At 68.0% G+C, this 21,640-nt stretch carries 15 protein-coding genes and 1 rRNA gene; 7 read left to right on the forward strand and 9 right to left on the reverse strand.

The window, feature by feature from the left end:
* The 6 genes from IHD13_RS17025 to IHD13_RS17050 all read right to left on the reverse strand — a co-directional run.
* A 16S ribosomal RNA gene (locus tag IHD13_RS17025) occupies window positions 1-1,006 on the reverse strand; the annotation flags it as partial.
* Window positions 1,007-1,527: 521 nt separating this feature from the next.
* The gene (locus IHD13_RS17030) at window positions 1,528-4,398 is read right to left on the reverse strand and encodes an FAD-binding and (Fe-S)-binding domain-containing protein (protein WP_195862235.1); all 2,871 of its coding nucleotides are present in this window, start codon (window positions 4,396-4,398) and stop codon (window positions 1,528-1,530) included.
* Between the two features lie 10 nt (window positions 4,399-4,408).
* Window positions 4,409-6,121, reverse strand: coding sequence for an L-lactate permease (locus IHD13_RS17035; protein ID WP_195862236.1), 1,713 nt, complete (start codon window positions 6,119-6,121; stop codon window positions 4,409-4,411).
* Window positions 6,122-6,217: 96 nt separating this feature from the next.
* Window positions 6,218-6,871, reverse strand: coding sequence for a LutC/YkgG family protein (locus IHD13_RS17040; protein WP_195862237.1), 654 nt, complete (start codon window positions 6,869-6,871; stop codon window positions 6,218-6,220).
* Complete coding sequence (locus tag IHD13_RS17045) at window positions 6,868-8,328, reverse strand: LutB/LldF family L-lactate oxidation iron-sulfur protein (RefSeq protein ID WP_195862238.1); 1,461 nt, start codon at window positions 8,326-8,328, stop codon at window positions 6,868-6,870. Before IHD13_RS17045 ends, IHD13_RS17040 begins: the two co-directional genes overlap by 4 nt.
* Window positions 8,325-9,083 carry a (Fe-S)-binding protein gene (locus tag IHD13_RS17050; protein WP_195862239.1) on the reverse strand — a complete coding sequence of 253 codons (759 nt, stop codon included), beginning with the start codon at window positions 9,081-9,083 and terminating at the stop codon, window positions 8,325-8,327. The genes IHD13_RS17045 and IHD13_RS17050 overlap by 4 nt, the downstream gene beginning before the upstream one ends.
* Window positions 9,084-9,367: 284 nt before the next feature.
* Between IHD13_RS17050 and IHD13_RS17055 the strand changes: the two genes are divergently transcribed.
* From IHD13_RS17055 to IHD13_RS17065, 3 genes are read left to right on the forward strand one after another with little or no spacing between them, the layout of a single operon-like run.
* The gene (locus tag IHD13_RS17055) at window positions 9,368-10,135 is read left to right on the forward strand and encodes an FCD domain-containing protein (RefSeq protein ID WP_195862240.1); all 768 of its coding nucleotides are present in this window, start codon (window positions 9,368-9,370) and stop codon (window positions 10,133-10,135) included.
* Window positions 10,132-12,027 (forward strand): sensor histidine kinase, encoded by a 1,896-nt coding sequence (locus tag IHD13_RS17060; protein ID WP_195862241.1) that lies wholly within the window; start codon window positions 10,132-10,134, stop codon window positions 12,025-12,027. Before IHD13_RS17055 ends, IHD13_RS17060 begins: the two co-directional genes overlap by 4 nt.
* Window positions 12,020-13,390, forward strand: coding sequence for a sigma-54-dependent transcriptional regulator (locus IHD13_RS17065; RefSeq protein WP_195862242.1), 1,371 nt, complete (start codon window positions 12,020-12,022; stop codon window positions 13,388-13,390). The genes IHD13_RS17060 and IHD13_RS17065 overlap by 8 nt, the downstream gene beginning before the upstream one ends.
* A gap of 170 nt (window positions 13,391-13,560) precedes the next feature.
* Here IHD13_RS17065 and IHD13_RS17070 read toward each other — a convergent pair whose 3' ends face one another.
* The 3 genes from IHD13_RS17070 to IHD13_RS17080 form a co-directional block, all read right to left on the reverse strand.
* The gene (locus tag IHD13_RS17070) at window positions 13,561-14,241 is read right to left on the reverse strand and encodes a metal-dependent hydrolase (RefSeq protein ID WP_195862243.1); all 681 of its coding nucleotides are present in this window, start codon (window positions 14,239-14,241) and stop codon (window positions 13,561-13,563) included.
* 150 nt (window positions 14,242-14,391) lie between these two features.
* Complete coding sequence (locus tag IHD13_RS17075; RefSeq protein WP_195862244.1) at window positions 14,392-14,928, reverse strand: gamma carbonic anhydrase family protein; 537 nt, start codon at window positions 14,926-14,928, stop codon at window positions 14,392-14,394.
* A 33-nt stretch (window positions 14,929-14,961) separates the two neighbouring features.
* Entirely contained in the window at window positions 14,962-16,302 is a 1,341-nt protein-coding gene (locus IHD13_RS17080; RefSeq protein WP_195862249.1) for a sodium-dependent transporter, read from the reverse strand.
* A gap of 354 nt (window positions 16,303-16,656) precedes the next feature.
* Between IHD13_RS17080 and prlC the strand changes: the two genes are divergently transcribed.
* From prlC to IHD13_RS17100, 4 genes are all read left to right on the forward strand, one after another.
* A complete protein-coding gene (gene prlC, locus IHD13_RS17085; RefSeq protein ID WP_195862245.1) occupies window positions 16,657-18,708 on the forward strand; it encodes an oligopeptidase A in 2,052 nt (683 codons plus the stop codon).
* Window positions 18,709-18,788: 80 nt separating this feature from the next.
* Window positions 18,789-19,034, forward strand: coding sequence for a YheV family putative zinc ribbon protein (locus IHD13_RS17090; protein ID WP_195862246.1), 246 nt, complete (start codon window positions 18,789-18,791; stop codon window positions 19,032-19,034).
* Window positions 19,035-19,038: 4 nt separating this feature from the next.
* A complete protein-coding gene (locus IHD13_RS17095) occupies window positions 19,039-20,784 on the forward strand; it encodes a Na/Pi cotransporter family protein (protein ID WP_195862247.1) in 1,746 nt (581 codons plus the stop codon).
* Window positions 20,785-20,980: 196 nt separating this feature from the next.
* Window positions 20,981-21,640, forward strand: a 660-nt coding sequence (locus tag IHD13_RS17100) for a TAXI family TRAP transporter solute-binding subunit (RefSeq protein ID WP_195862248.1), incomplete at its 3' end; no start/stop codon positions are given.

Raw genomic sequence — 21,640 nt, forward strand, 5'->3', positions numbered from 1 at the left:
AAGTTCGCACGATGTCAAGGGTAGGTAAGGTTCTTCGCGTTGCATCGAATTAAACCACATGCTCCACCGCTTGTGCGGGCCCCCGTCAATTCATTTGAGTTTTAACCTTGCGGCCGTACTCCCCAGGCGGTCGACTTATCGCGTTAACTGCGCCACAAAGTTCTCAAGGAACCCAACGGCTAGTCGACATCGTTTACGGCGTGGACTACCAGGGTATCTAATCCTGTTTGCTACCCACGCTTTCGCACCTCAGTGTCAGTGTCAGTCCAGAAGGCCGCCTTCGCCACTGGTATTCCTCCCGATCTCTACGCATTTCACCGCTACACCGGGAATTCTACCTTCCTCTCCTGCACTCTAGCCTGACAGTTCCGGATGCCGTTCCCAGGTTGAGCCCGGGGCTTTCACAACCGGCTTATCAAGCCACCTACGCGCGCTTTACGCCCAGTAATTCCGATTAACGCTCGCACCCTCCGTATTACCGCGGCTGCTGGCACGGAGTTAGCCGGTGCTTCTTCTGCGAGTGATGTCCTTCCTGAAGGGTATTAGCCCTCAGGCCTTCTTCCTCGCTGAAAGTGCTTTACAACCCGAAGGCCTTCTTCACACACGCGGCATGGCTGGATCAGGGTTTCCCCCATTGTCCAATATTCCCCACTGCTGCCTCCCGTAGGAGTCTGGGCCGTGTCTCAGTCCCAGTGTGGCTGATCATCCTCTCAGACCAGCTACGGATCGTCGCCTTGGTGAGCCGTTACCTCACCAACTAGCTAATCCGACATAGGCTCATCCGATAGCGCAAGGTCCGAAGATCCCCTGCTTTCTCCCGTAGGACGTATGCGGTATTAGCGTGAGTTTCCCCACGTTATCCCCCACTATCGGGCAGATTCCTATGCATTACTCACCCGTCCGCCGCTCGACGCCTGGAAGCAAGCTTCCATCGTTTCCGCTCGACTTGCATGTGTTAGGCCTGCCGCCAGCGTTCAATCTGAGCCATGATCAAACTCTTCAGTTTAAAATCATTGCGGTTCTTGCTTGTCACCCGAAGGTAACAAAAGCGAACCAAACTTGGCTCAAGGTTCAAACGTTCTCAAAAAGATCCGTAGATCTTTGACGAATCGCTTGCCTTGATGATTTGGTGACTTCTCACCGCCTCACCGACAAGCGCCCACATGAATTACCTGATCGATTGTTAAAGAGCTGCTCGCTTTGGTCGCTGTTGCGACGCCGCTGCGAGGAAGCGACATTCTACCGATTCGACCGTGACTGTCAAGCCCTGCTCGGCGATCCTGAAGCGTGCCGCGAAGCGGCGACTTCTGATCTTCCGGGCCGGCGACTGGCCGGTCGGCGTGGCGATGCATTCTACTGCATCTGGCCGCCCTGTCAATCTCGTTTTTCTCGAGCGGGTTTCGAAAAACCCAACAGAAACAAGCACTTTTGCCACTCATTGCCGCCGGTGACGATGGCCGTCGCTGGCAGCGGATGCGTACTTTACGGATTACCCCGCCCCCTTGCAAGGACTTTGGTAAAAAACTTTCAGCCGGCCTCGACGTCGCCCTTCATCCGCGGACGACTGGCCCGATCCAGCAGCGACAGGATCGAGCGGTAGGGGATGCCCCCATGCTGACTCAGGCCGATCTCGCAGGTGCGCGAATTGGAATAGCCTGCCTCGCAGCCCGCGACCTGCGATGCCAGCCCGGCCAGTGCCGAGGCATTGAGCTCCGGTACCGTGAAGCCCTTGTCGCCGGCGAAGCCGCAGCAACTGATCCCTTCCGGCACCACCACCTCACTGGCACAGGCCCGGGCCAGGGCGGCGAACTTGTCGGCCAGGCCCATTCGGGTGCTGGAGCAGGTCACGTGGAGGGCGACTCGCTCGTCCAGCGGAACCAGGTCCAGCCGCGGCAACAGTCGATCATGGGCGAAGGCCACCGGCTCCAGCAGCTCGAGACGCTCGTCCAGGCTCTCCTGCATGCGCAGGGTGCAGGGGCTGGTATCGCAGAGCACCGGGTAGCGCCCATTCTGACTGGCGGCCAGCAGCTCCCGGTTGAGCTCCCGAGCCTTGTGGGCCGCCTCGTCGAACTGCCCCTTGGACTGAAAGGCCATCCCGCAGCAGAGATGGCCCGGAATCGCCGGAATGATCACCTCGAAGCCGGCCTTCTCCAGCAGCGCCAGGGTGATCTCCATCACCGAACGCGACTCCTCGTCACCATGGGCGGCGCCGAACACCCGGGTAGCGCAGGAGGGCAGATAGACCACCTTGTCCGCCCCCTGGCCAGGAGCCGCCTTGAGCACGCGAATCGGCGCCGCCCTGGGCAGGCTCGGCAGCCACAGCGGCAGGCGATCGCCGGAGGCCCGCCGCGCGGCACGACTGAAGGCGGCCATGGCGGCCTCGCCCAGGACGGCACGCCCGCCACCGGCCAGGTTGAGCAAGCCGCGGGCCACCCGGGTCGTGCCGGAGAAGTGGTGGCCAAGACGCCGCGCCAGCCGCGCCTGCCCCTGGCTATCCTCATGACGCAGCGCGCGCACCAGGTCGCCGGTATTGATCCCCACCGGGCACTGGGTGGCACAGAGGCCATCGGCGGCACAGGTCTCCACGCCGTCATACTGGTAGGCCTGGCGCAACGCCTCCAGGCGTGCCTCGTCGCGCTGCTCGCCCTGGGCCTCGAGACGCGCCAGCTCGCGACGGATCACGATGCGCTGGCGCGGCGTCAGGGTCAGGTTCTTCGACGGGCAGACCGATTCGCAGAAGCCACACTCGATGCACTTGTCGACCAGGGCATCCGCCGCCGGCAGCGGCTTGAGGTTCTGCAGGTGCAGTTCGGCGTTGCGGCTCAGGATCACCTCGGGGTTGAGCAGGTTGTCGGGATCGAAGAGCGCCTTGATCTCCCACATCAGCGCATAGGCATCGCTGCCCCACTCCAGCTCCACATAGGGCGCCATATTGCGTCCCGTACCGTGCTCCGCCTTGAGGGAACCGCCGTACTCCACCCCCACCAGTCGGGCCACCTCGTCCATCAGCGCCTGGTAGCGCTCCACCTCACCGGGCTTCTCGAAGCCCTGGGGGAAGACGAAGTGCAGGTTCCCCTCCAGGGCGTGGCCGAAGAGGATGGTGTCGCCATAGCCGTGGCGCCGGAAGGCATCGGTCAGCGCCGCCACCCCCTCGTCGAGGCGTTCGATGGGGAAGGCCACGTCCTCGATCACCACCGTGGTGCCGGTCTCGCGCACCGCCCCCACCGCCGGGAAGAGGCCCTTGCGGATCTTCCAGTAGCCGGCATAGGTCTCGGCGTCCCGGGTGAAGGTCAGCGGCTCCAGGGTACGAATGCCCTCGAGGGCACCCTGCACCGCCGCCAGCCGCGCCTGGAGCTCGGCTTCGGTGTCGCCACGCACATCGATCAACAGCGCCGCGGCCCCCTCCGGCAGGCCACGCAAGGACTCCGGCATGCCGGGTTGGTCCTGCACCGAGCGCAGGGCGGCGTGATCCATCAATTCCACCGCCGCCACCGGGGTGCGCTTCAGGGCGATGGTGGCGCGACAGGTGGTGGCCATATCGGGGAAGAAGGCCAGCGCCGCCGCCTTGTGCGCCTCGTCCACCACGCTGCGGTAGGTGATGGCGGCGATAAAGCCGAGGGTCCCCTCGGAGCCGATCATCAGGTGCTTGAGGATCTCGATGCCGTCGGCATGGTCCACCAGGCTATTGAGGGCATAACCGGTGGTGTTCTTGAGCCGATACTTGTGGCGGATCTTCTCGGCCAGCGCAGCATTGCCGCGGGTCTCGGTGGCCAGTGCCTCGAGGCTCGCCAGCAACTCGCCATGACTCTCGCGGAAGGTCGCCACGCTGGCCGCGTCGGCGGTATCCAGCAGGCTGCCGTCGGCCAGGATCACGCGGATATCGCGCACCGTGCGGTAGCTGTTCTGGGCGGTGCCGCAGCACATCCCCGAGGCATTGTTGGCGGCGATCCCCCCGATCATGCAGCTGTTGATGGAGGCCGGATCGGGACCGATCTTGCGCCCATAGGGCGCCAGCAGCCGATTGGCCCGGGCACCGATCACCCCGGGCTCGAGGCGGATCGCCGCCCCCTCCTCCAGCACCTCGGCGCCCTGCCAACCGCGCCCCAGCTGGATCAGCACCGAGTCGGTGATGGCCTGGCCGGAGAGGGAAGTGCCGGCGGCGCGGAAGGTCACCGGCAGGCGCCGGGTGCGACACTCGCCGAGCACCCGCTGCAGCTCGGGCTCGTCCTCCACCCGCACCACCAGTTGGGGAATCAACCGGTAGAAGCTGGCATCGGTGCCGTAGGCCAGGGTGCGCAGCGGGTCATGGATCAGCCGCGCCTCGGGGAAGTGAGGGCGCAGGGCCTCCAGCAGCTCCCGATAGGCCGGCGCCAGGGTCTCCACGGCTGTCGTCTGCATCGTCTCTCTCCTATCCGCCAATCAGGCCGCCCACCAGGGGATCCAGGCCACCCATCAGGCCCACGGCCAGCAGCGCCAGGATACCCGAGACAAGCAGATAATAGGCGGTGGGAATGACGGTCATGCGAATCACCTGCCCTTCCCGGCCCAGCAGTCCCACGGTGGCGGAGGCGGCCACCACATTATGGATGGCGATCATGTTGCCGGCGGCGGCGCCTACCGCCTGCATGGCCACCAGCAACACCCCGGAGACGCCCAGCAGCTCGCCGACGCTGAACTGGAACTGGGAGAGCATCAGGTTGGAGACGGTATTGGAGCCGGCGATAAAGGCCCCCAGGGCCCCGATGCTGGAGGCGAACAGCGGGTAGACCTGACCCACCGATTCGGAGACCAGTTCCGCCATGGCCACCGGCATGGAGGGCAGGTCGGCGGCGTTGACCCCGGAGTTGATCAGGATCCGCACCATGGGAATGGTGAAGACCAGCACGAAGCCGGCCCCCAGCAGGGTGCGCGACGATTCGCCCACGGCGGCACGCAGTTCGCTGACGCGCATGCGATGCAGCAGGAAGGTGGCCAGCACGACCACTACCATGATGCCACCGGGGAGGTAGAGGGGCTGAATGCTCCCGGAGACCCCCGCCTCGCCGAGAATATCGTTCCAGCCGAAGGCCAGGAAGCCGGTGAAGAAGGCCTTCACCTCGGGGAAGACGCGGGACACCACCAGCAACAGCGCCAGCAGCAGGTAGGGCAGCCAGGCCAGGGCCAGGGGCATCGGCGACTTGCCGGTCAGGTTGTCCAGCTTGATCTCGATATTGCCTAGCCAGGCGGCGGGCCACTCGCTGGCCGGGGCGAAGTCCCACTGGGTCTTGGGCAGCAGGAAGCCGGCCTTGGCGGCGGGCAGGACGATGGCCATGCCCACCAGGGCGCCGATCATCGACGGGAACTCCGGTCCCAGGAAGACCCCCGCGGCGGCATAGGGCACCACGAAGGCGAGGCCGGCGAAGAGCGCGAAGGGCGCCACCGCCAGCCCATCCTTCCAGGAGCGGTGTCGGCCGAAGAAGCGGGTCAGCATCATGCACATCAGCAGCGGCATCAGGATCCCGACCAGGGCGTGGGTGATCGCCACCCCGGAGGTGATCAACTGATAGAAGACCTCCCAGCTGGAGCCCTCGGCGACCAGGCGCTCGCTGATGGCGGCGCGATCCAGGCCACCGGTGACGCCCACCACGATGGGCGTGCCCACGGCGCCGAAGGAGACCGGCGTGGACTGGATCATCATGCCGATCATCACCGCCCCCATGGCCGGGAAGCCCAGCGCCACCAGCAGGGGCGCGGCCACCGCCGCCGGGGTGCCGAAGCCGGAGGCGCCCTCGATAAAGCAGCCGAACAGCCAGGCGACGATGATCGCCTGGACCCGGCGATCGGGGCTGATCGACGAGAAGCCGCCGCGGATGGCGGTGATCGCCCCGGAGTGCTTGAGGGTATTGAGCAGCAGGATGGCGCCGAAGATGATCCACAGGATCGCCGCCGTCAGGATCAGCCCCTGGAGCGCCGAGGCGGTGACCCGCAGCGGACTCATCTCCCAGGCGAACAGGGCGATGGCCACGGTGGCCAGCAGTACCACCGGCATGGCGCGCCGCGCCGGCCAGTTGAGCCCCACCAGCAGCACCCCGGCCAGGACCAGGGGGGCGAAGGCGAGTAGCGAGAGTAGCGTGTCGTTCATAGGGTCTCCCCGGGGCGCGGCGGCGAGCGGGGCACAGGGGACCCCGGGAAGCGCCGCCGGCGCCCCCTCTTTGTTATTGCTGTGGTTGATGTGTTCTCAGTGGCGCAGCAGCACCACCAGTTCCCGGGGGCCGTGCACCCCATAGGCCAGGGTCTGCTCGATATCCGCGGTCTTGCTGGGCCCGGAGATCAGCAGCGCATTGGTGGGCATTCCCTGGCCCCAGGCGTGGCGCTCCATGACGTCGAAGAGGGTCTCTTCGATCGCCTCGGCATCCAGCACGGCGATATGGATCGGCGGCACCAGGCTCAGCAGCCGCGGCTCGTCCGGGGTCGGCCAGAGCCACAGGCTGCCGGTCTCGGCGACGCCCCCGCCGGTGGAGGTCAGCCCCGCCTCCGTCCGGAAGAAGAGTTCCTCCCGCCAGGCGTCCACCGGGCGATCCGCATCGACCAGGGTGACCTCGGCCTCGGCCAGGGCGGCCCGGGCCTCGGCGGCGACCGGGTGCGCCCGCCCCAGGGCCAGGCGCCGGATGCCCTTGTCGGCCAGCACCCGGGCCAGGGCCTGGGTCCAGTCGGCTCGGGGGGTGTGAATCACCTCACCATGTACCGAGGTGATCCAGGCCGTGAAGCGGCGCAGGCGCTCCTCCCGGCTCCAGCCACGGCCGCTCATCACCGAGAAGTCGCTGACGGGGGGCGTCAGGGGGCCGTCGAGGCGCCGACGCAGCCGCCCCAGGATGGTCTCGCGGGCACTCATGATTCCTCCTCGATGGTCGAGCGATGACGCTTCACCAGGGCATGCAGGGAGTGCCGGGCCGGCTTGGGGGCGACCCGGTGGTCGCTCCAGGGGCCCAGCTTGCCGGGCGTCAGGGGCCCCAGCTTGCCGGCCACGCCGGCGGCGCCGCGCCAGGCACCGGGGTGCGTCGCCAGCCACTGCCAGGCCTTCCAGGCGGCGGCCTCCGTCTTGGTACGCTTGCTCCCGGCGCCGGGCACGTTACCGCGCCCCTCCCCCACCGCCTCCCGGCGCAGCCGGGTCAGCAGGGCGGGAATCGGGATCTTCACCGGGCACACCTCGCCGCAGGCGCCGCACAGGCTGGAGGCGGTGGGCAGGTCCTTGGTGGCCTCCAGGCCCATCAGGTGCGGCATCAGGATGCTGCCGATGGGGCCCGGGTAGGTGGTGCCATAGCTGTGGCCGCCGACCCGGGTATAGACCGGACAGTGGTTCATGCAGGCGCCGCAGCGGATGCAGCGCAGGGTGTCGAGGAGCTCGTCGTCCTGATAGATGGCGGAGCGGCCGTTATCGACCAGCACCAGGTGGACCTCCTCGGGCCCGCCCTGCTCGTCGCTCTTCCGCGGCCCGGAGATCATGTTGAGGTAGGTGGTGGCGTGCTGGCCGGTGGCGGAACGGGTCAGCAGCGCATAGAGGGGCGCCACGTCGCGCAGCTGCTCCACCACCTTCTCGATGCCGGTGACGGCGATATGCACCGGCGGCACCGTGGTGGTCATGCGCCCGTTGCCCTCGTTCTCCACCAGGCAGAGGGTGCCGGTCTCGGCCACCGCGAAGTTGACCCCGGTGATGCCCACGTCGGCGGCCATGAAACGTTCGCGCAGCTGGGCCCGGGCGGCGGCGGTCATGGCGTCCACGTCACGGGTGTGCGGGATGCCGGTCTTGTCGTGCATGACATCGGCGATCTCGTCGGTATTGAGATGGATCGCCGGCATGATGATATGCGAGGGGGTCTGGTCATTGAGCTGCACCAGGTACTCCCCCAGGTCCGACTCCAGGGCCTCGATCCCCGCCGTCTCCAGGTGGGCATTGAGGTGCATCTCCTCGGTGACCATCGACTTGCCCTTGATCACCGCCTTGGCACCGCGGGCCTCGCAGAGTTCACGGATCAGCCGGCAGGCGGCCTCGCCATCCTCGGCCCAGTGCACCCGAATGCCATTGGCCTGACAGTTGGCCTCGAGCCGCTCCAGCAGCGTCGGCAACTGGGCCAGGGCGCGCAGCCGCACGCTGGCCCCCAGCTCGCGCAGCGCCTCCAGCTCCCAGTCGGCGAAGGCCTCGCGGCGCTTGCCCATCAGGCCATCCATGGCGCTGCGGAAGTTGGCACGGATCTGCGGGTTGCCCAGGGCATCATGGGCCTGACGATGAAAGGCCTGGGGGGTGAAGGTTTGAACACCAGGGGTTTGCACGCCGGGGGTCTCGACACTCATTTGCCGACCCTCCGCCACAGGTAGGAGGCGATATGCTCGCCTTCGACCTCGGAGTCCCGATGAGCGAGCCGCCCGGCGATATTCATCAGGCAGCCGCAATCGGAGGTGACGAAGCGCTCGGCGCCCGCCGCCTCGATGGCGCGACTCTTGTCCTCGACCATGGCCGCCGAGACCTCCGGGTGGCGCACCGCGAAGGTACCGCCGAAACCGCAGCACTCGGCGGCGCGCGCCTGCTCCACCAGGGTCACCTGCCCCAACTGGGCGAGCAGTGCCGGCCCAGTCTCCGCCAGCCCCATCTCGCGACGAGCACTGCAGGAGGTGTGCATGGCCACCGTCTCCGGCTCACCGCGATCCTCGAGGGTCAGGTGACAGACATGCACCAGGAACTCGGTCAGCTCATAGACCCGCCCCGCCACCGCCTCGGCCTGGGCCTCGAGGGGCGTGCCGGCAAACAGCGTGGGGTAGTGGTGGCGCAACATGCCGCCACAGGAGCCGGAGGGCACCACGATGGGCCAGGGCTCGGGGAAGAGCTCGAGCTGGGCCGCGGCCACGGCACGGGCCTCGTCCTGATAGCCGGAGGTATAGGCGGGCTGTCCACAGCAGGTCTGATCCTCGGGGAAGACCACCGCGATGCCTTCCCGCTCCAGCAGGCGGATGGCGTCGAGGCCCGCCTCGGGGAAGAACAGATCGACCAGGCAGGTGCCGAAGAGGTAGACCCTCGGCGGCTTGGGGGGATAACACTTGATGGGGGTCATGGCGTCTCCTGGGGCAGGATGCATGGTCACCGCCCTCGACGGGTAAATTGGTAAAACCAATTTACAGCTAGCGTTGAGGCACCTTAAAAGGCCGCCAAATGCCGTGTCAAACCCTGCCGCCCAATTTACCACTTATTGATCACTAGACTTTAGTCTTGGTCGCGTCGACGACTCTGCAAGTCTCTGAAAACCGGCAAGAAGCCGCACCGCCTCGAGTTTGCCCCGGGTCGGTGACATGCCGTAGAATTGGTATTACCAATTGCATTATCGCAACGCAGGACGCCATGACCTACCAGACCGTCAAACAGCCCCGCCTCGCCGATGTGATCACCGAACGGCTGGAGTCGATGATCATCGAGGGCAGCCTCCAGCCCGGCCAGCGCCTGCCCCCGGAGCGGGAACTGGCGGAGCGCTTCGGCGTCTCGCGCCCCTCCCTGCGCGAGGCGATCCAGAAGCTGGCCGCCCGCGGCCTGCTGACCAGCCGCCAGGGCGGTGGCACCTTCGTCACCCAGGAGCTCAATACCCGCTACAGCGACCCGCTGCTGGAGATGCTGGCCCGCCACCAGGAATTTCACCTCGACCTGCTGGAGTTTCGCGACGCCATGGAGGGGCTCTCCGCCTACTATGCGGCGCTGCGTTCCACCCCCGCCGACAAGGCACTGCTGGTGCAGCGCTTCGAGGAGCTGGAGGCGAGCTTCGCCGGCCGCGACCCGGAGCAGGAGGCCAAGGCGGATGCCGCCTTCCACCTGGCCATTGCCGAGTCGGCCCATAACGTGCTGCTGCTGCACACCATTCGCGGCATCTTCCACCTGCTGGAGAAGAGCATCGTCGACAACCTGGCCTACCTGTTCGAGAAGCCCGACTCGCGCCCGCGACTGATGGAACAGCACCGCGCCCTGCTCGAGGCGATTCTCGCCGGCGACGCCGAACGGGCCCGGGAGCGCGCCCATGAGCACCTGGTGTTCGTGGAGGAGGGGCTGCTGGAGCTGGAGCGCGCCGAGACCCGTGCCCAGCGCGCCCTGCGCCGCGCCCAGGCCCATGGCACGCCATGAGTCGCCGCGCCCTGCGCCCGATTCTGGCGCTACTGCTCCTGCTGGGCCTGGCCCTGGTGATCTGGCCGGCCACCCAGGTGGCCCGGGAACAGGCCCTGAGTCGACTGCATGACGAGGCCGACAACGAACTGCGCCTCTCGGTGGCCGGGTTGCGGGGCCACCTTTCCCGCCACGAATACCTGCCCCAGCTGCTCGCCTCCCGGGAGCCGGTGCAGCGCTTCCTGGAGGCCCCCTCCCGGCACTCGGCGCAGTCCCTCAACCTGCTGCTGGACGGCTTCCGCGCCATCGCCGATGTCTCCGATGTCTACCTGCTGGATCGCCACGCGGACACCCTGGCGGCCAGCAACTGGCACCGGCCGGATACCTTTATCGGCCAGAACTACACCTTCCGCAGCTACTACAGCGATGCCATCGCCGGTCGCGAGGGACGCTTCTACGGCCTGGGCGTCCAGTCCCTGGAACGGGGCTACTACTTCTCGGCCCCGGTCTGGCTGCCCGATGACGAGCGGGAGCCCGCCGGCGTCATGGTGGTCAAGGTGCTGCTGGACGCCCAGGAGGCCGCCTGGGCCGAGCAGCAGGCGGAACTGCTGGTGGTGGATGGCCAGGGCATCATCTTCATGGCCAGCCAACCGGAGCTACGCCTGGCGGCCCTGAAGCCACTGAGCGACGCCGAGCGCCGCGACCTGCTGGCCACCCGCCGCTACGCCGACGAGTCCCTGGCCCCCTCGGGACTGCGACGGCTGGAGCCGCGCGGCGACCACAGTGACCTGGTGACCTTCGCCCACGGTCCCCTGCGCGACCAGACCTTCCTGCGCCAGGTGCGGCCGCTACCCGAGCTGGGCTGGGAGATGCATATCCTCAAGCCACTGACGGCGGTACAGGCCGCCCAGTGGCAGGCCGCGCTGCTGGCCGGTGGCCTCTACGGCATCCTGGTGCTGGGGGCCGGCGTGGGCTGGCAGCGCCTGCGCCTGCGCCGCCAGCGGGAGCACTTCGCCGAGCGGGAACGCCAGACCCTGGCCCAGGCCCGGGACGAACTGGAGCGCAACGTGGCACGCCGCACCCGCGACCTGGTGGAGAGCAACCGCCGCCTCTCCGATGAGATCGAGGAGCGCCGCCGCGCCGAGGCGACCCTGCGCCAGACCCAGGACGAGCTGATTCAGGCCGCCAAGCTGGCCCTGCTCGGCCAACTGGCCGCCGGCATCAACCACGAGCTCAACCAGCCCCTGGCGGCGGTTCGCTCCTACGCCGAGAACGCCCGCGCCTTCCTGGCCCGCCAGCAGGCCGAACGCGCCGATGCCAACCTGGCCGAGATCGTCGAGCTCACCGGGCGCATGGCGGAGATCAGCGCCCAGCTCAAGCAGTTCTCCCGCAAGAGCGGCGAGCAGCTGACCAGCGTCTCGGTGGGCGACTGCTTCGGCTATGCCCTGCGCCTCTATCGGGCCCGCCTCGACCAGGACGGGGTGAGGGTGGAGCGCCGCTGGCCCGAGGCGCCGGTCTGGGTGCGCGCCGACCTGGTGCGCCTGGAGCAGGTGCTGGTCAACCTGATCGGCAACGCCCTCCAGGCCATGGCCCAGACGCCCTCGCCGCGACTGATCCTGGGCATCGATACCCTGGACGATGAGGTACGCATCGAGGTAACGGACAACGGCCCCGGCATCCCGGAGAGTCAGCTATCGCGGATCTTCGAGCCCTTCTTCACCACCAAGTCGCCGGGCACCGGCCTGGGGCTGGGGCTATCGATCTCGTCGCGGATCATCGCCGACCTGAGCGGCCGCCTCGGTGCCGAGAACTTGCCCGAGGGCGGCGCCCGCTTCACCATTCGCCTGCCCCGGGATCGATCCCCGGAGGCATCCGAGCCCCCTTCGACCCAGGAGCGACACTCCCATGGATAGCGCCGATGTCCCGCCGGTCCTGATCATCGACGATGAGCCCCACCTGCGCATCACCACCGGCCAGACCCTGGAGCTGGCCGGCTACGCCCCCCAGGCCCACGAGAGCGCCGAGTCGGCCCTGGCCGCCCTGCCCGAGGACTTCCCCGGGGTGGTGATCAGCGATATCCGCATGCCCGGCATGGACGGCATGGCGCTGCTCGCCGAGATCCGCCAGCGCGACCCGGACCTGCCGGTGATCCTGATCACCGGCCATGGCGATATCTCCACCGCCGTGGAGGCGATGCGCCAGGGCGCCTGGGACTTCCTGGAGAAGCCCTTCGCCGGCGAGCGCCTGGTGGAGATGGTGCGCCGCGGCATCGACAAGCGCCGCCTGAGCCTGGAGAACCGACGCCTCAAGGCCGAGCTCGAGGCCCAGCAGGGCGCCCCCGGGCCGCGCCTGGTGGGACGCACCCCGGCCATGCAGCAACTGGCCGCCATGGTCCAGCGCATCAGCCGGGTCGAGGCGGACGTGCTGCTGTTCGGCGAGACCGGTACCGGCAAGGACCTGGTGGCCCGGGCCCTGCATGCCCGCAGCGCCCGGGGCGAGGGGCCCTTCGTGGCCATCAACTGCGGCGCGGTGCCGGAGAGCATCATCGAATCGGAGCTGTTCGGCCACGAGAAGGGCGCCTTCACCGGCGCCCTGGAGCGGCGCATCGGCAAGTTCGAGTACGCCAACGGCGGCACCGTCTTCCTCGACGAGATCGAGTCGATGCCCCTGGCGCTGCAGGTCAAGCTGCTGCGGGTGCTCCAGGAGCGCTGCATCGAGCGCCTCGGCGCCAACGAGCCGGTGGCCCTGGATATCCGCGTGATCGCCGCCACCAAGGTGGACCTCAAGGCCGCCGCCGAGGCCGGCGACTTCCGCGAGGACCTCTACTACCGGCTCAATGTGGTGACCCTGCCGATCCCGCCGCTGCGCGAGCGTCGCGAGGATATCCCGCTGCTCTTCCAGCACTTCGCCCTGGTGGCCGGCAACCGCAGCGACCTGGAGGCGCCGCCCCTGGATGCCGCCGGCATCTCGACCCTGCTGGCCCACGACTGGCCCGGCAATGTGCGCGAGCTGCGCAACCTGGCGGAGCGCTATGTGCTGCTGGGTGCCGCCTACGACTACCGTCTCGAGGCCCTGCTGGAGGGCGCCACCCCGGACAACGGCGGCCTGCCCCTGCCCCAGCAGGTCGAGCTGTTCGAGAAGAGCCTGATCAGCCAGGCGCTGATCAGCCAGCGAGGCAGCGTCCCCGGCGCCTGCGAACAGCTGGGCCTGCCCCGCAAAACGCTTTACGACAAGCTGAAGAAGTACGGGCTACGCGCCGAGGAGTACCGCCATTGAGGCTTCTCTCGAAGACGCCAGGTCGAGCGGCGCCGGGGGTGGGCTGCCGCGGGAGTCATTTGCCAGGGAAGGCAAATGTAGCGCCCAGGGAGGGGTTCACCGCGCCCCGCGAAGGCCTACCCCCGGGATAGCCGCGGGAGAAAACGGCCACTGGCATGAGCCGTCAATACCTACTGCCAGCGCGGTAGTAGATGGGCGCCCTGGCCCAGCAGTTCGATCAGCGGGGGCCAGGGGGGCAACCAAGGCAGCAGCCCCACCGCCAGCAGCAGCATCAGCGCCGAGTTGCCCGGCTCGCGCAGGTCACAGAGCTTCAGCGCCGAACCGAAGGAGCGCTTGATGCGCGCCCCCACCAGGTCGACGCTATAGAGTTCGTCCAGCAGCAGGTGAATGATGCAACCCAGCAGCAGCGCCAGCCCCTGGGCCCAGGCCAGGCCCGCCTCCTGGGCCAGCAGCCGGTAGCTCAGGGCGGTGGTCACCAGGCCGCACAGCCCCGCCGCCAGCAGCGAGTGCCAGATGCCGCGATGCACGGTAAAGCGCTTGAAGACGGCGCCGGCCAGGTGACGCACCCCCACATAGAGACCGCCGCAGGCCACCAGCAGCTCGCCGGGGGAGAGCCGTCCCTGCAGCAGCAGGGCACCGCCCACCACCGCCAGCACGGCAAACAGATTGAAGATCAGGCGAATTGCCCGGGAGTGATCGGAGTCGATGTCCGGCAGGATGCCGCCGAAGGCCACCAGACCCAGCAGCGGCCAGGCCTCCAGGCCCGACCAGAGCCCGACCTGCCAGCCGCCGTAGGCACCGACAGCGCCGATGGCGGTGGCCACGCCGAGATGGGTATGAAAATTCGCCATGCCGGCGAGGGACTCCCGATAACTGGACAAATAACCAGATTATCGCCCGGTATGGCCCGAGAAAACAATCAGTTGGAGATCCCTTTCAAGCATGACGGCCAAGCTCTCCGTGGCAAGCCCCACAAAAACCACCGACAGCTGTGACTTGGCTTACTCTTCCAGGTACTGATCCTTGAGCTTGACGTAGTTGCCGGCGCTGTAGGCGAAGAAGCGCCGCTCCGTCTCCTTGAGCGGGCGCAGCGCCTTGGCCGGGTTGCCGGCGTAGACATGGCCACTCTCCAGGCGCTTGCCCGGAGTCACCACGGCGCCGGCGGCGATGATCACTTCATCCTCCACCACGGCGCCATCCATGACGATGGCGCCCATGCCCACCAGGATACGGTCACCCAGGGTGCAGCCATGCAGCACCGCCTTGTGGCCGATGGTCACGTCGTCACCGATGGTCAGCGGATAGCCGCCGGGGTTGTAGTCGCTGGCATGGGTGATATGCAGCACGCTGCCGTCCTGGACGCTGGTGCGCGCACCGATGCGAATGCGGTGCATATCGCCGCGAATCACCGCCATGGGCCACACCGAGCTGTCGTCACCCAGCACCACATCGCCCACCACCACGCTAGCGGGATCCACATAGACCCGCTCGCCGAGGCGAGGGGTCAGGCCACGATGGCTACGCAGTGCCTCTTGCATCTTGTCGCTCCCGGGGCGTCATCGCCCTCGTTGTCAGATCAGGGTGGAAAACAACACCACCAGGGTCAGGGGAATGGAGACATAGCGTACCACCGTCCGCCACACCCGGTAGCCGGTGGGGCCCGCATCCAGGGCGCGCAGGGCGATATCCCTCGGCACCACCCAGGCGGCGAAGATGGCGATCAGCAGGCCCCCCACCGGCAGGAAGAACTCGGTGGGTACGGTGGTCACCAGCTCGAAGAAGTTCATCCCGGCGATCCAGTGCACCTCCGCCAGGCTGGAGAAGGAGAACACCGACAGCAGCCCCACCAGCCATACCGCCACCCCGACCAGGGCGGCGGCCTGGCCGCGCTTGAGCCCAACCCCCTGCAGGCCCGCCACCATAGGCTCGGCCAGGTTGATGGACGAGGTCCAGGTGGCCATCAGCAGCAGCAGGAAGAAGAGCCCCAGCCACAGCTGGCCCCAGGGCAGCTCGGCGAAGGCGATGGGCAGGGTAACGAACATCAGCCCGGGCCCCTCGCCCGGGTCGATGCCCTGGGAGAAGACCACCGAGAAGATGGCGATGCCCGCCAGCAGGGCCACGGCGACGTCCAGCGCCGCCACCGCCACCGCGGCCCGGGGCAGGCTCTGGTGATCGGGCATGTAGGCCCCATAGGCCATCAGCGCACAGGCCCCCACCGCCAGGGTGAAGAAGGCATGGCCCATGGCGTGCATCACCACCACCGGCGTCACCGCCGAGAGATCGGGCCGGAACAGCCAGACCAGGGCGGTGCCGAAGCCGTCGGTGGTGGCGGCATAGCCCACCAGCACCAGCAGCAGCAGGTAGAGCAGCGGCATCATCAGGTTATTGAGCTTCTCCAGGCCGTTGGCGACCCCGGCGGCCACCACCGACAGGGTCAGCAACAGGAAGAGGGTGTGGTTGAAGGTCATGCGCAGCGGATCGGCCAGGAAGGCCTCGAAGCTGGCCCCCACCTCCGCCGGGCTGCGCCCCACGAAGTCGCCGCGCACCGCCTCCACCAGGTACTCGATGGACCAGCCGGAGACCACCGAATAGAAGGAGAGGATCAGGAACACCGTCAGGCCGCCGAACCAGCCCAGCCAGCGCCAGTGGGGCGTGGCGCCGGCCTGGTTGGCCAGTTGCAGCAGCGACTGCATGGGGCTGCGCCGCCCGGCGCGACCGATCATGATCTCGGCCATCATCACCGGCAGGCCCAGCAGGGCCACGAAGCCCACATAGAGCAGCAGGAAGGCCGCGCCGCCGTTCTCGCCGGTGATATAGGGGAAACGCCAGATATTGCCCAATCCCACCGCGGCACCGGTCACGGCGAGAATAAAGGCGCGCTGGGAGCCCCAGCGCTCCAGGGTCTCGTGCATCATGGGAGCTGTCCTTGTGTCACGGGCCGGCCTGGGCCGACGATAAGGGCGCAAGCCTAGCAGGCCTGCCCAGGCCGGCCAATCCGCCCAGCGTCGATAGTCGGGCAGGCACAGCCGAATGGCTCAGGGGCGCCGGGGGCGGGACGGAGCGGGGGTCATTTGGCCATGGACGGCAAATGTAGCGCCCCGGGAGGGGTTTACCGCGCCCCGCGATGGCCTGCCCCCGGGGTAGCCCCGTGCCTCAACAGGAGACGACCGGTGAGTGAAAGAGTCCCAGCGTCGATAGTCGGGCGATTGAAACCCCGCCGCCGCATCCCCATCTAAGGGCTATTCACCGTTAGCGACGAGGCCCGCATGTCACATAACCCCCTGCTCGAAACCCATGAGCTGCCGCCCTTCGGCCAGATCCTGCCCGACCATGTCGTGCCGGCCATCGAGCAGCTGCTGAGCGAGAACCGCGAGGCCATCGAGCGACTGGTGGCCCGTGCCGAGCAGGAGCCGCCCACCTGGGAGAGCCTGGCCGCGCCCCTGGAGGGCCTCAACGACCGCCTCTCCCAGGCCTGGTCGCCGGTATCCCACCTCAATGCCACCATGAACTCCGAGGCCCTGCGTGAGGCCTACCAGGCCTGCCTGGCCAAGCTCTCCGACTACAGCACCTGGCTAGGCCAGCACGAGGGGCTGTTCCGGGCCTACCAGGCCCTCAAGGACTCCCCCGCCTTCACTCGCCTCGACCAGGCCCAGCAACGCAGCATCGACAATAGCCTGCGCGACTTCCGCCTCGCCGGCGTCGACCTGCCGCCGGCCCAGAAGCAGCGCTACGGCGAGATCCAGAGCCGCCTCTCGGAGCTGGCCAACCAGTTCTCCAACCAGGTGCTGGACGCCACCCAGGCCTGGCACAAGTCGCTGCCCGACGCCGCCACCCTGGGCGGCCTGCCCGCCAGCGCCCTGGAGACATTGCGCGCCAATGCCGAGGCCAAGGGCGAGGCGGGCTACCGCATCACCCTGGACTTCCCCAGCTTCTATCCGGTGATCAGCTATGCCGACGACCGGGCGCTGCGCCAGGAAGTCTATACCGCCTACGTGACCCGGGCCTCGGACCAGGGCCCCCAGGCGGGCCAGTTCGATAACGCCGCGGTGATCGAGGAGACCCTGGCCCTGCGCCAGGAGCTCGCCGAGCTGCTGGGCTTCACCACCTACGCCGACTACTCCCTGGCCACCAAGATGGCCGAGTCGCCCCGCCAGGTGCTCGACTTCCTCGAAGACCTGGCAAGCCGCGCCGTACCCCAAGCCCGCGAGGAGTTCGACGAGCTGGCCGCCTATGCCCGGGACGAGCTGGGCCTCGAGCGCCTCGAGCCCTGGGACATCGGCTACGCCAGCGAGAAGCTGCGCGAGGCCCGCTACGCCATCTCCCAGGAGCAGCTGCGCCCCTACTTCCCGGCGCCGCGAGTGATCGACGGCCTCTTCCAGGTGGTGGAGCGCCTCTATGGCCTGAGCTTCGCCGAAGACACCGAGGCCCCCCGCTACCATCCCGATGTACGCTTCTACCGCATCCTCGAGCAGGGTCAGCCCATCGCCGGCTTCTACCTGGACCTCTATGCCCGGGAGGGCAAGCGCGGCGGCGCCTGGATGGACGAATGCCGGGTGCGACGCCTCTGCGAGGACGGCGGCCTGCAGCTGCCGGTGGCCTACCTGACTTGCAACTTCACCCGCCCGGTGGGCGACAAGCCGGCCCTGCTGACCCACGACGAGGTCACCACCCTCTTCCACGAGTTCGGCCATGGCCTGCACCATATGCTCACCAAGCAGACGGTGGCCGACGTCTCCGGGATCAACGGCGTAGCCTGGGATGCGGTGGAGCTGCCCAGCCAGTTCATGGAGAACTTCTGCTGGGAACGCGAGGGCCTCGACCTGATCGCCGGCCATGTGGAGAGCGGCGAGCCGCTGCCCGAGGCGCTCTTCCAGCGCCTCCAGGCGGCCCGTAACTTCCAGTCCGCCATGGGCATGGTGCGCCAGCTGGAGTTCTCGCTGTTCGACTTCCGCCTCCATCACGAGCTGCGCGCGCCGAGTGCGGGCCAGGTGCAGGCGCTGCTGGACGAGGTGCGCGATGCCGTCTCGGTGGTGCCGAAGGCCACCTTCAACCGTTTCCAGAACGGCTTCAGTCATATCTTCGCCGGCGGCTATGCGGCGGGCTATTACAGCTACAAGTGGGCCGAGGTGCTCTCCGCCGACGCCTACAGCGCCTTCGAGGAGGCCGGCACCTTCGACGCCGCCACCGGGGCGCGCTTCCGCCGCGAGATCCTCGAGCAGGGCGGCGCCCGGGATGCCGCCGAGCTGTTCCGTGCCTTCCGCGGCCGCGAGCCCAGCATCGAACCGCTGCTGCGCCATAGCGGGATTCGCGCGGCCTGAGGACACCGCCATCACCTGAGGTAGAATGGCCTTGAACCCATGCCGCCGGGGCTCCCGGCGGCCCATCGAGAGAGGCCGTTATGGTCGTCCAGAAACGCTTTATCGCCGGCGCCATCTGTCCCCGCTGCGCGGCCATGGACCGGATCCGTGCCTGGGAACAGCACGGGGTGCGTTACCGGGAGTGCGTGAGCTGCGATTTCTTCGAGCAATTGCCCATCGAGGAGGAGACGGCCCAGGAGCTGGAGACTCGGGTCAACCGCATCCGCGAGAGCCAGGCCCGCGACACCCTCCAGACGGTGAAGATCCTCGACCCCAAGGACCGCTGATTCCGTGGGGGCCGATGCCAAGGCACGACGCCTGGGGCGCCTGGCCCTGTTTGGCCTGGTCGCCCTGGCGGCACTGCTGCTGGCGCGCCGCGACCTGGCCACCCTGGCCGCCGGCCTGGGCCTCTTCCTGTGGGGCATGAGCCACCTGGAGGAGGCGATCAAGCGCCTCTCCGGCGGCACCCTGGACCGCTGGCTGCATGCGGCCACCCGTCGCCCCCTGCGGGCCATCGGCGTCGGTGCCCTGGCCACCGCCCTGGTGCAATCCAGCTCCCTGGTCACCCTGCTGGCCCTTTCCTTCGTCGGCGCCGGCCTGGTGGCCCTGCCCGGGGCCATCGCCCTGCTGTTCGGCGCCAACCTGGGCACCACCACCGGTGCCTGGCTGATCGCCAGCCTCGGCCTGCGCTTCGACCTGGCCCAGTACGCCATGCCGCTGCTGGCCCTGGGCCTGCTCGGCGGACGCTGGCTCAAGGGCAACCAGGCCGGTATCGCCGGGGCGCTGCTGGGCATCGGCCTGCTGTTCCTGGGCATCGACTTCATGAAGCTGGGCTTCGCCGCCTGGCAGGATGGCCTGAGCCTGGAGGGGCTGGCCGGCGACCGGCTCTGGCACTGGCCGCTGTTCGTGCTCTTCGGCGTGCTGGCCACGGTGATCATGCAGTCCAGCCACGCCACCCTGTTGATCACCCTGGCGGCCCTGGCCGGCGGCCAGTTGCCCTACCTGCCGGCCCTGGCCATCGCCATCGGTGCCAATATCGGCACCACCGTCACCGCGGTGATTGGCGCCCTGGGGAGTGGCCCCCCGGCCCGGCGCCTGGCCGGCGCCCATGTGATCTTCAACCTGAGCACCGCCTGCGTGGCCCTGGGGCTGCTCGTGCCCCTGGCCGCCCTGGTGGACCTGCTGGGCCGCCTGCTGGGGCTCGCCGATGATGCCTGGCCGCTCAAGCTGGCGCTCTTCCACACCCTCTTCAACCTGCTCGGCATCGTCCTGATGCTGCCCTTGATCCCGCGCCTGGCCGCCTGGCTGGAGCGACGCTTCCCGGAACCGGCGCATCGCCCCAGCGCCGAGGCCCGCTACCTCAACCCCGCCGCCCGACTCCATGCCGATAGCGCCGTCACCGCCCTGGAACTGGAGTACCGGCGCCTCGACCGCCGCACCTATCACCTGCTCTGCTCGGCGATCCTGCTACCCAGCGCCGAGGTGATCGGCCACCCCCCCGCCCCAACGGCGGTCACCGCCCCCATCGACCCACGGGCCTGGCCCCCGGTGGAGGCCCGCTACCGGGAGCGTATCAAGCCGCTGCTGGCGGAGATCCTCGACTTCCACGCGCGCCTGGATGTCCCCCTGACCGAGGCCCAGGAGCAGCGCCTGGAAGAGTTGCGGGAGGCCAGCCTGCGCCTGGTGGAAGCGGTGCGCTTCGGCGAGGTGCTGCAGCGCAGCCTGCTCCACCATGCCGGCCCCCGGGATCCTCTGCGCGGGGCCCATGATGCCCTGCGCCAGGCCCTGGCCGAGGCCCTCAACCGCCTGGCCGCCGAGGCCCCCTCCCGGGCCATCGCCGCCCCGGTAGCGGCGGTACGCCGCCAGTTGCAACGGGAGCTAGCCCAACAACTGAAGGGGGGCGAACTCAGCGCCTGGCAGGCCAGCACCCTGATGAACGACCTGCACCAGGCCCAGCGATTGATCGCCGCCCTGAGCGAGCCCAGGAGCCGGGATGACGGCCTGCAAACGCCAGCGGACAGCCCAACCCCCGCCTGAGCTTGTGCGGATTCCCGCACAGAGAGCCGCGAAAAAGGTGCGAAACTTCGCACATCCACCGCCTCCAAGGATTCGACCAAGGTCGAAGACAGAATCAATAACTAACTGATATAGAAGGAGTAAATCTCGACTGGCGCGCATTTGGCTATAACCAGGAGGCAACGCTCACAATCATAACTGCCTCAGGAGAGACGCCATGCGCCTTACCTCACGCCCGCTCCTCACCCTCGCCCTCGGCGGCAGCCTGCTGGCCGCCGGTGCCGTCCAGGCCGATCGCAGCGACTGGCCCGAAAGCTTCACCATGGGCACCGCCAGCCAGGGCGGCACCTACTTCGTCTATGGTTCCGGCTGGGCCAATATGATCGCCGACGAACTGGGCCTCTCTGGCGGCGGCGAAGTGACCGGCGGGCCGGTGCAGAACCTGGCGCTGGTGCATACCGGCGATATCGCCTTCGGCATGACCACCATGGGTCCCGCCGCCGACGCCGTCGCCGGGCAGAGCCCGCTGGCCCCGGGCATGGTGCTGGACAACGTCTGCGCCATGTTCCCCATGTACGAGACGCCCTTCTCCATCACCGCCCTGGCCAGCAGCGGCATCACCAGCATCAGCGAGATTCCCGACGGCGCGCGCATCGGCTTCGGCCCGGCCGGCTCCACCTCCGACACCTACTTCCCGGCGATCCTCGAGACCCTGGGCGTCGACTTCCAGCGCCGCAACGGCGGCTGGACCGACCTGGGCGGCCAGCTCCAGGACGGCCTGCTGGACGTGATCGCCTTCGCCGCCGGTATCCCGATTCCCGCGGTCAGCCAGCTGGAAGTGCAGAGCGACGTGAACATCATCGAGTTCAATGAGGAG

Source organism: Halomonas sp. 328 (genome assembly GCF_015645095.1).
In the GTDB taxonomy this organism is placed as follows: domain Bacteria; phylum Pseudomonadota; class Gammaproteobacteria; order Pseudomonadales; family Halomonadaceae; genus Bisbaumannia.

What these genes read in the sequence shown, in the direction of transcription:
- IHD13_RS17050 (WP_195862239.1), bottom strand. Translation starts at nt 9,083, where the DNA reads ATGACCCCCATCAAGTGTTATCCCCCCAAGCCGCCGAGGGTCTACCTC.
- IHD13_RS17075 (WP_195862244.1), bottom strand. Translation starts at nt 14,928, where the DNA reads ATGCAAGAGGCACTGCGTAGCCATCGTGGCCTGACCCCTCGCCTCGGC.
- IHD13_RS17080 (WP_195862249.1), bottom strand. Translation starts at nt 16,302, where the DNA reads ATGCACGAGACCCTGGAGCGCTGGGGCTCCCAGCGCGCCTTTATTCTC.
- IHD13_RS17070 (WP_195862243.1), bottom strand. Translation starts at nt 14,241, where the DNA reads ATGGCGAATTTTCATACCCATCTCGGCGTGGCCACCGCCATCGGCGCT.
- IHD13_RS17035 (WP_195862236.1), bottom strand. Translation starts at nt 6,121, where the DNA reads ATGAACGACACGCTACTCTCGCTACTCGCCTTCGCCCCCCTGGTCCTG.
- IHD13_RS17030 (WP_195862235.1), bottom strand. Translation starts at nt 4,398, where the DNA reads ATGCAGACGACAGCCGTGGAGACCCTGGCGCCGGCCTATCGGGAGCTG.
- IHD13_RS17045 (WP_195862238.1), bottom strand. Translation starts at nt 8,328, where the DNA reads ATGAGTGTCGAGACCCCCGGCGTGCAAACCCCTGGTGTTCAAACCTTC.
- IHD13_RS17040 (WP_195862237.1), bottom strand. Translation starts at nt 6,871, where the DNA reads ATGAGTGCCCGCGAGACCATCCTGGGGCGGCTGCGTCGGCGCCTCGAC.
- IHD13_RS17060 (WP_195862241.1), top strand. Translation starts at nt 10,132, where the DNA reads ATGAGTCGCCGCGCCCTGCGCCCGATTCTGGCGCTACTGCTCCTGCTG.
- IHD13_RS17065 (WP_195862242.1), top strand. Translation starts at nt 12,020, where the DNA reads ATGGATAGCGCCGATGTCCCGCCGGTCCTGATCATCGACGATGAGCCC.
- IHD13_RS17090 (WP_195862246.1), top strand. Translation starts at nt 18,789, where the DNA reads ATGGTCGTCCAGAAACGCTTTATCGCCGGCGCCATCTGTCCCCGCTGC.
- prlC (WP_195862245.1), top strand. Translation starts at nt 16,657, where the DNA reads ATGTCACATAACCCCCTGCTCGAAACCCATGAGCTGCCGCCCTTCGGC.
- IHD13_RS17055 (WP_195862240.1), top strand. Translation starts at nt 9,368, where the DNA reads ATGACCTACCAGACCGTCAAACAGCCCCGCCTCGCCGATGTGATCACC.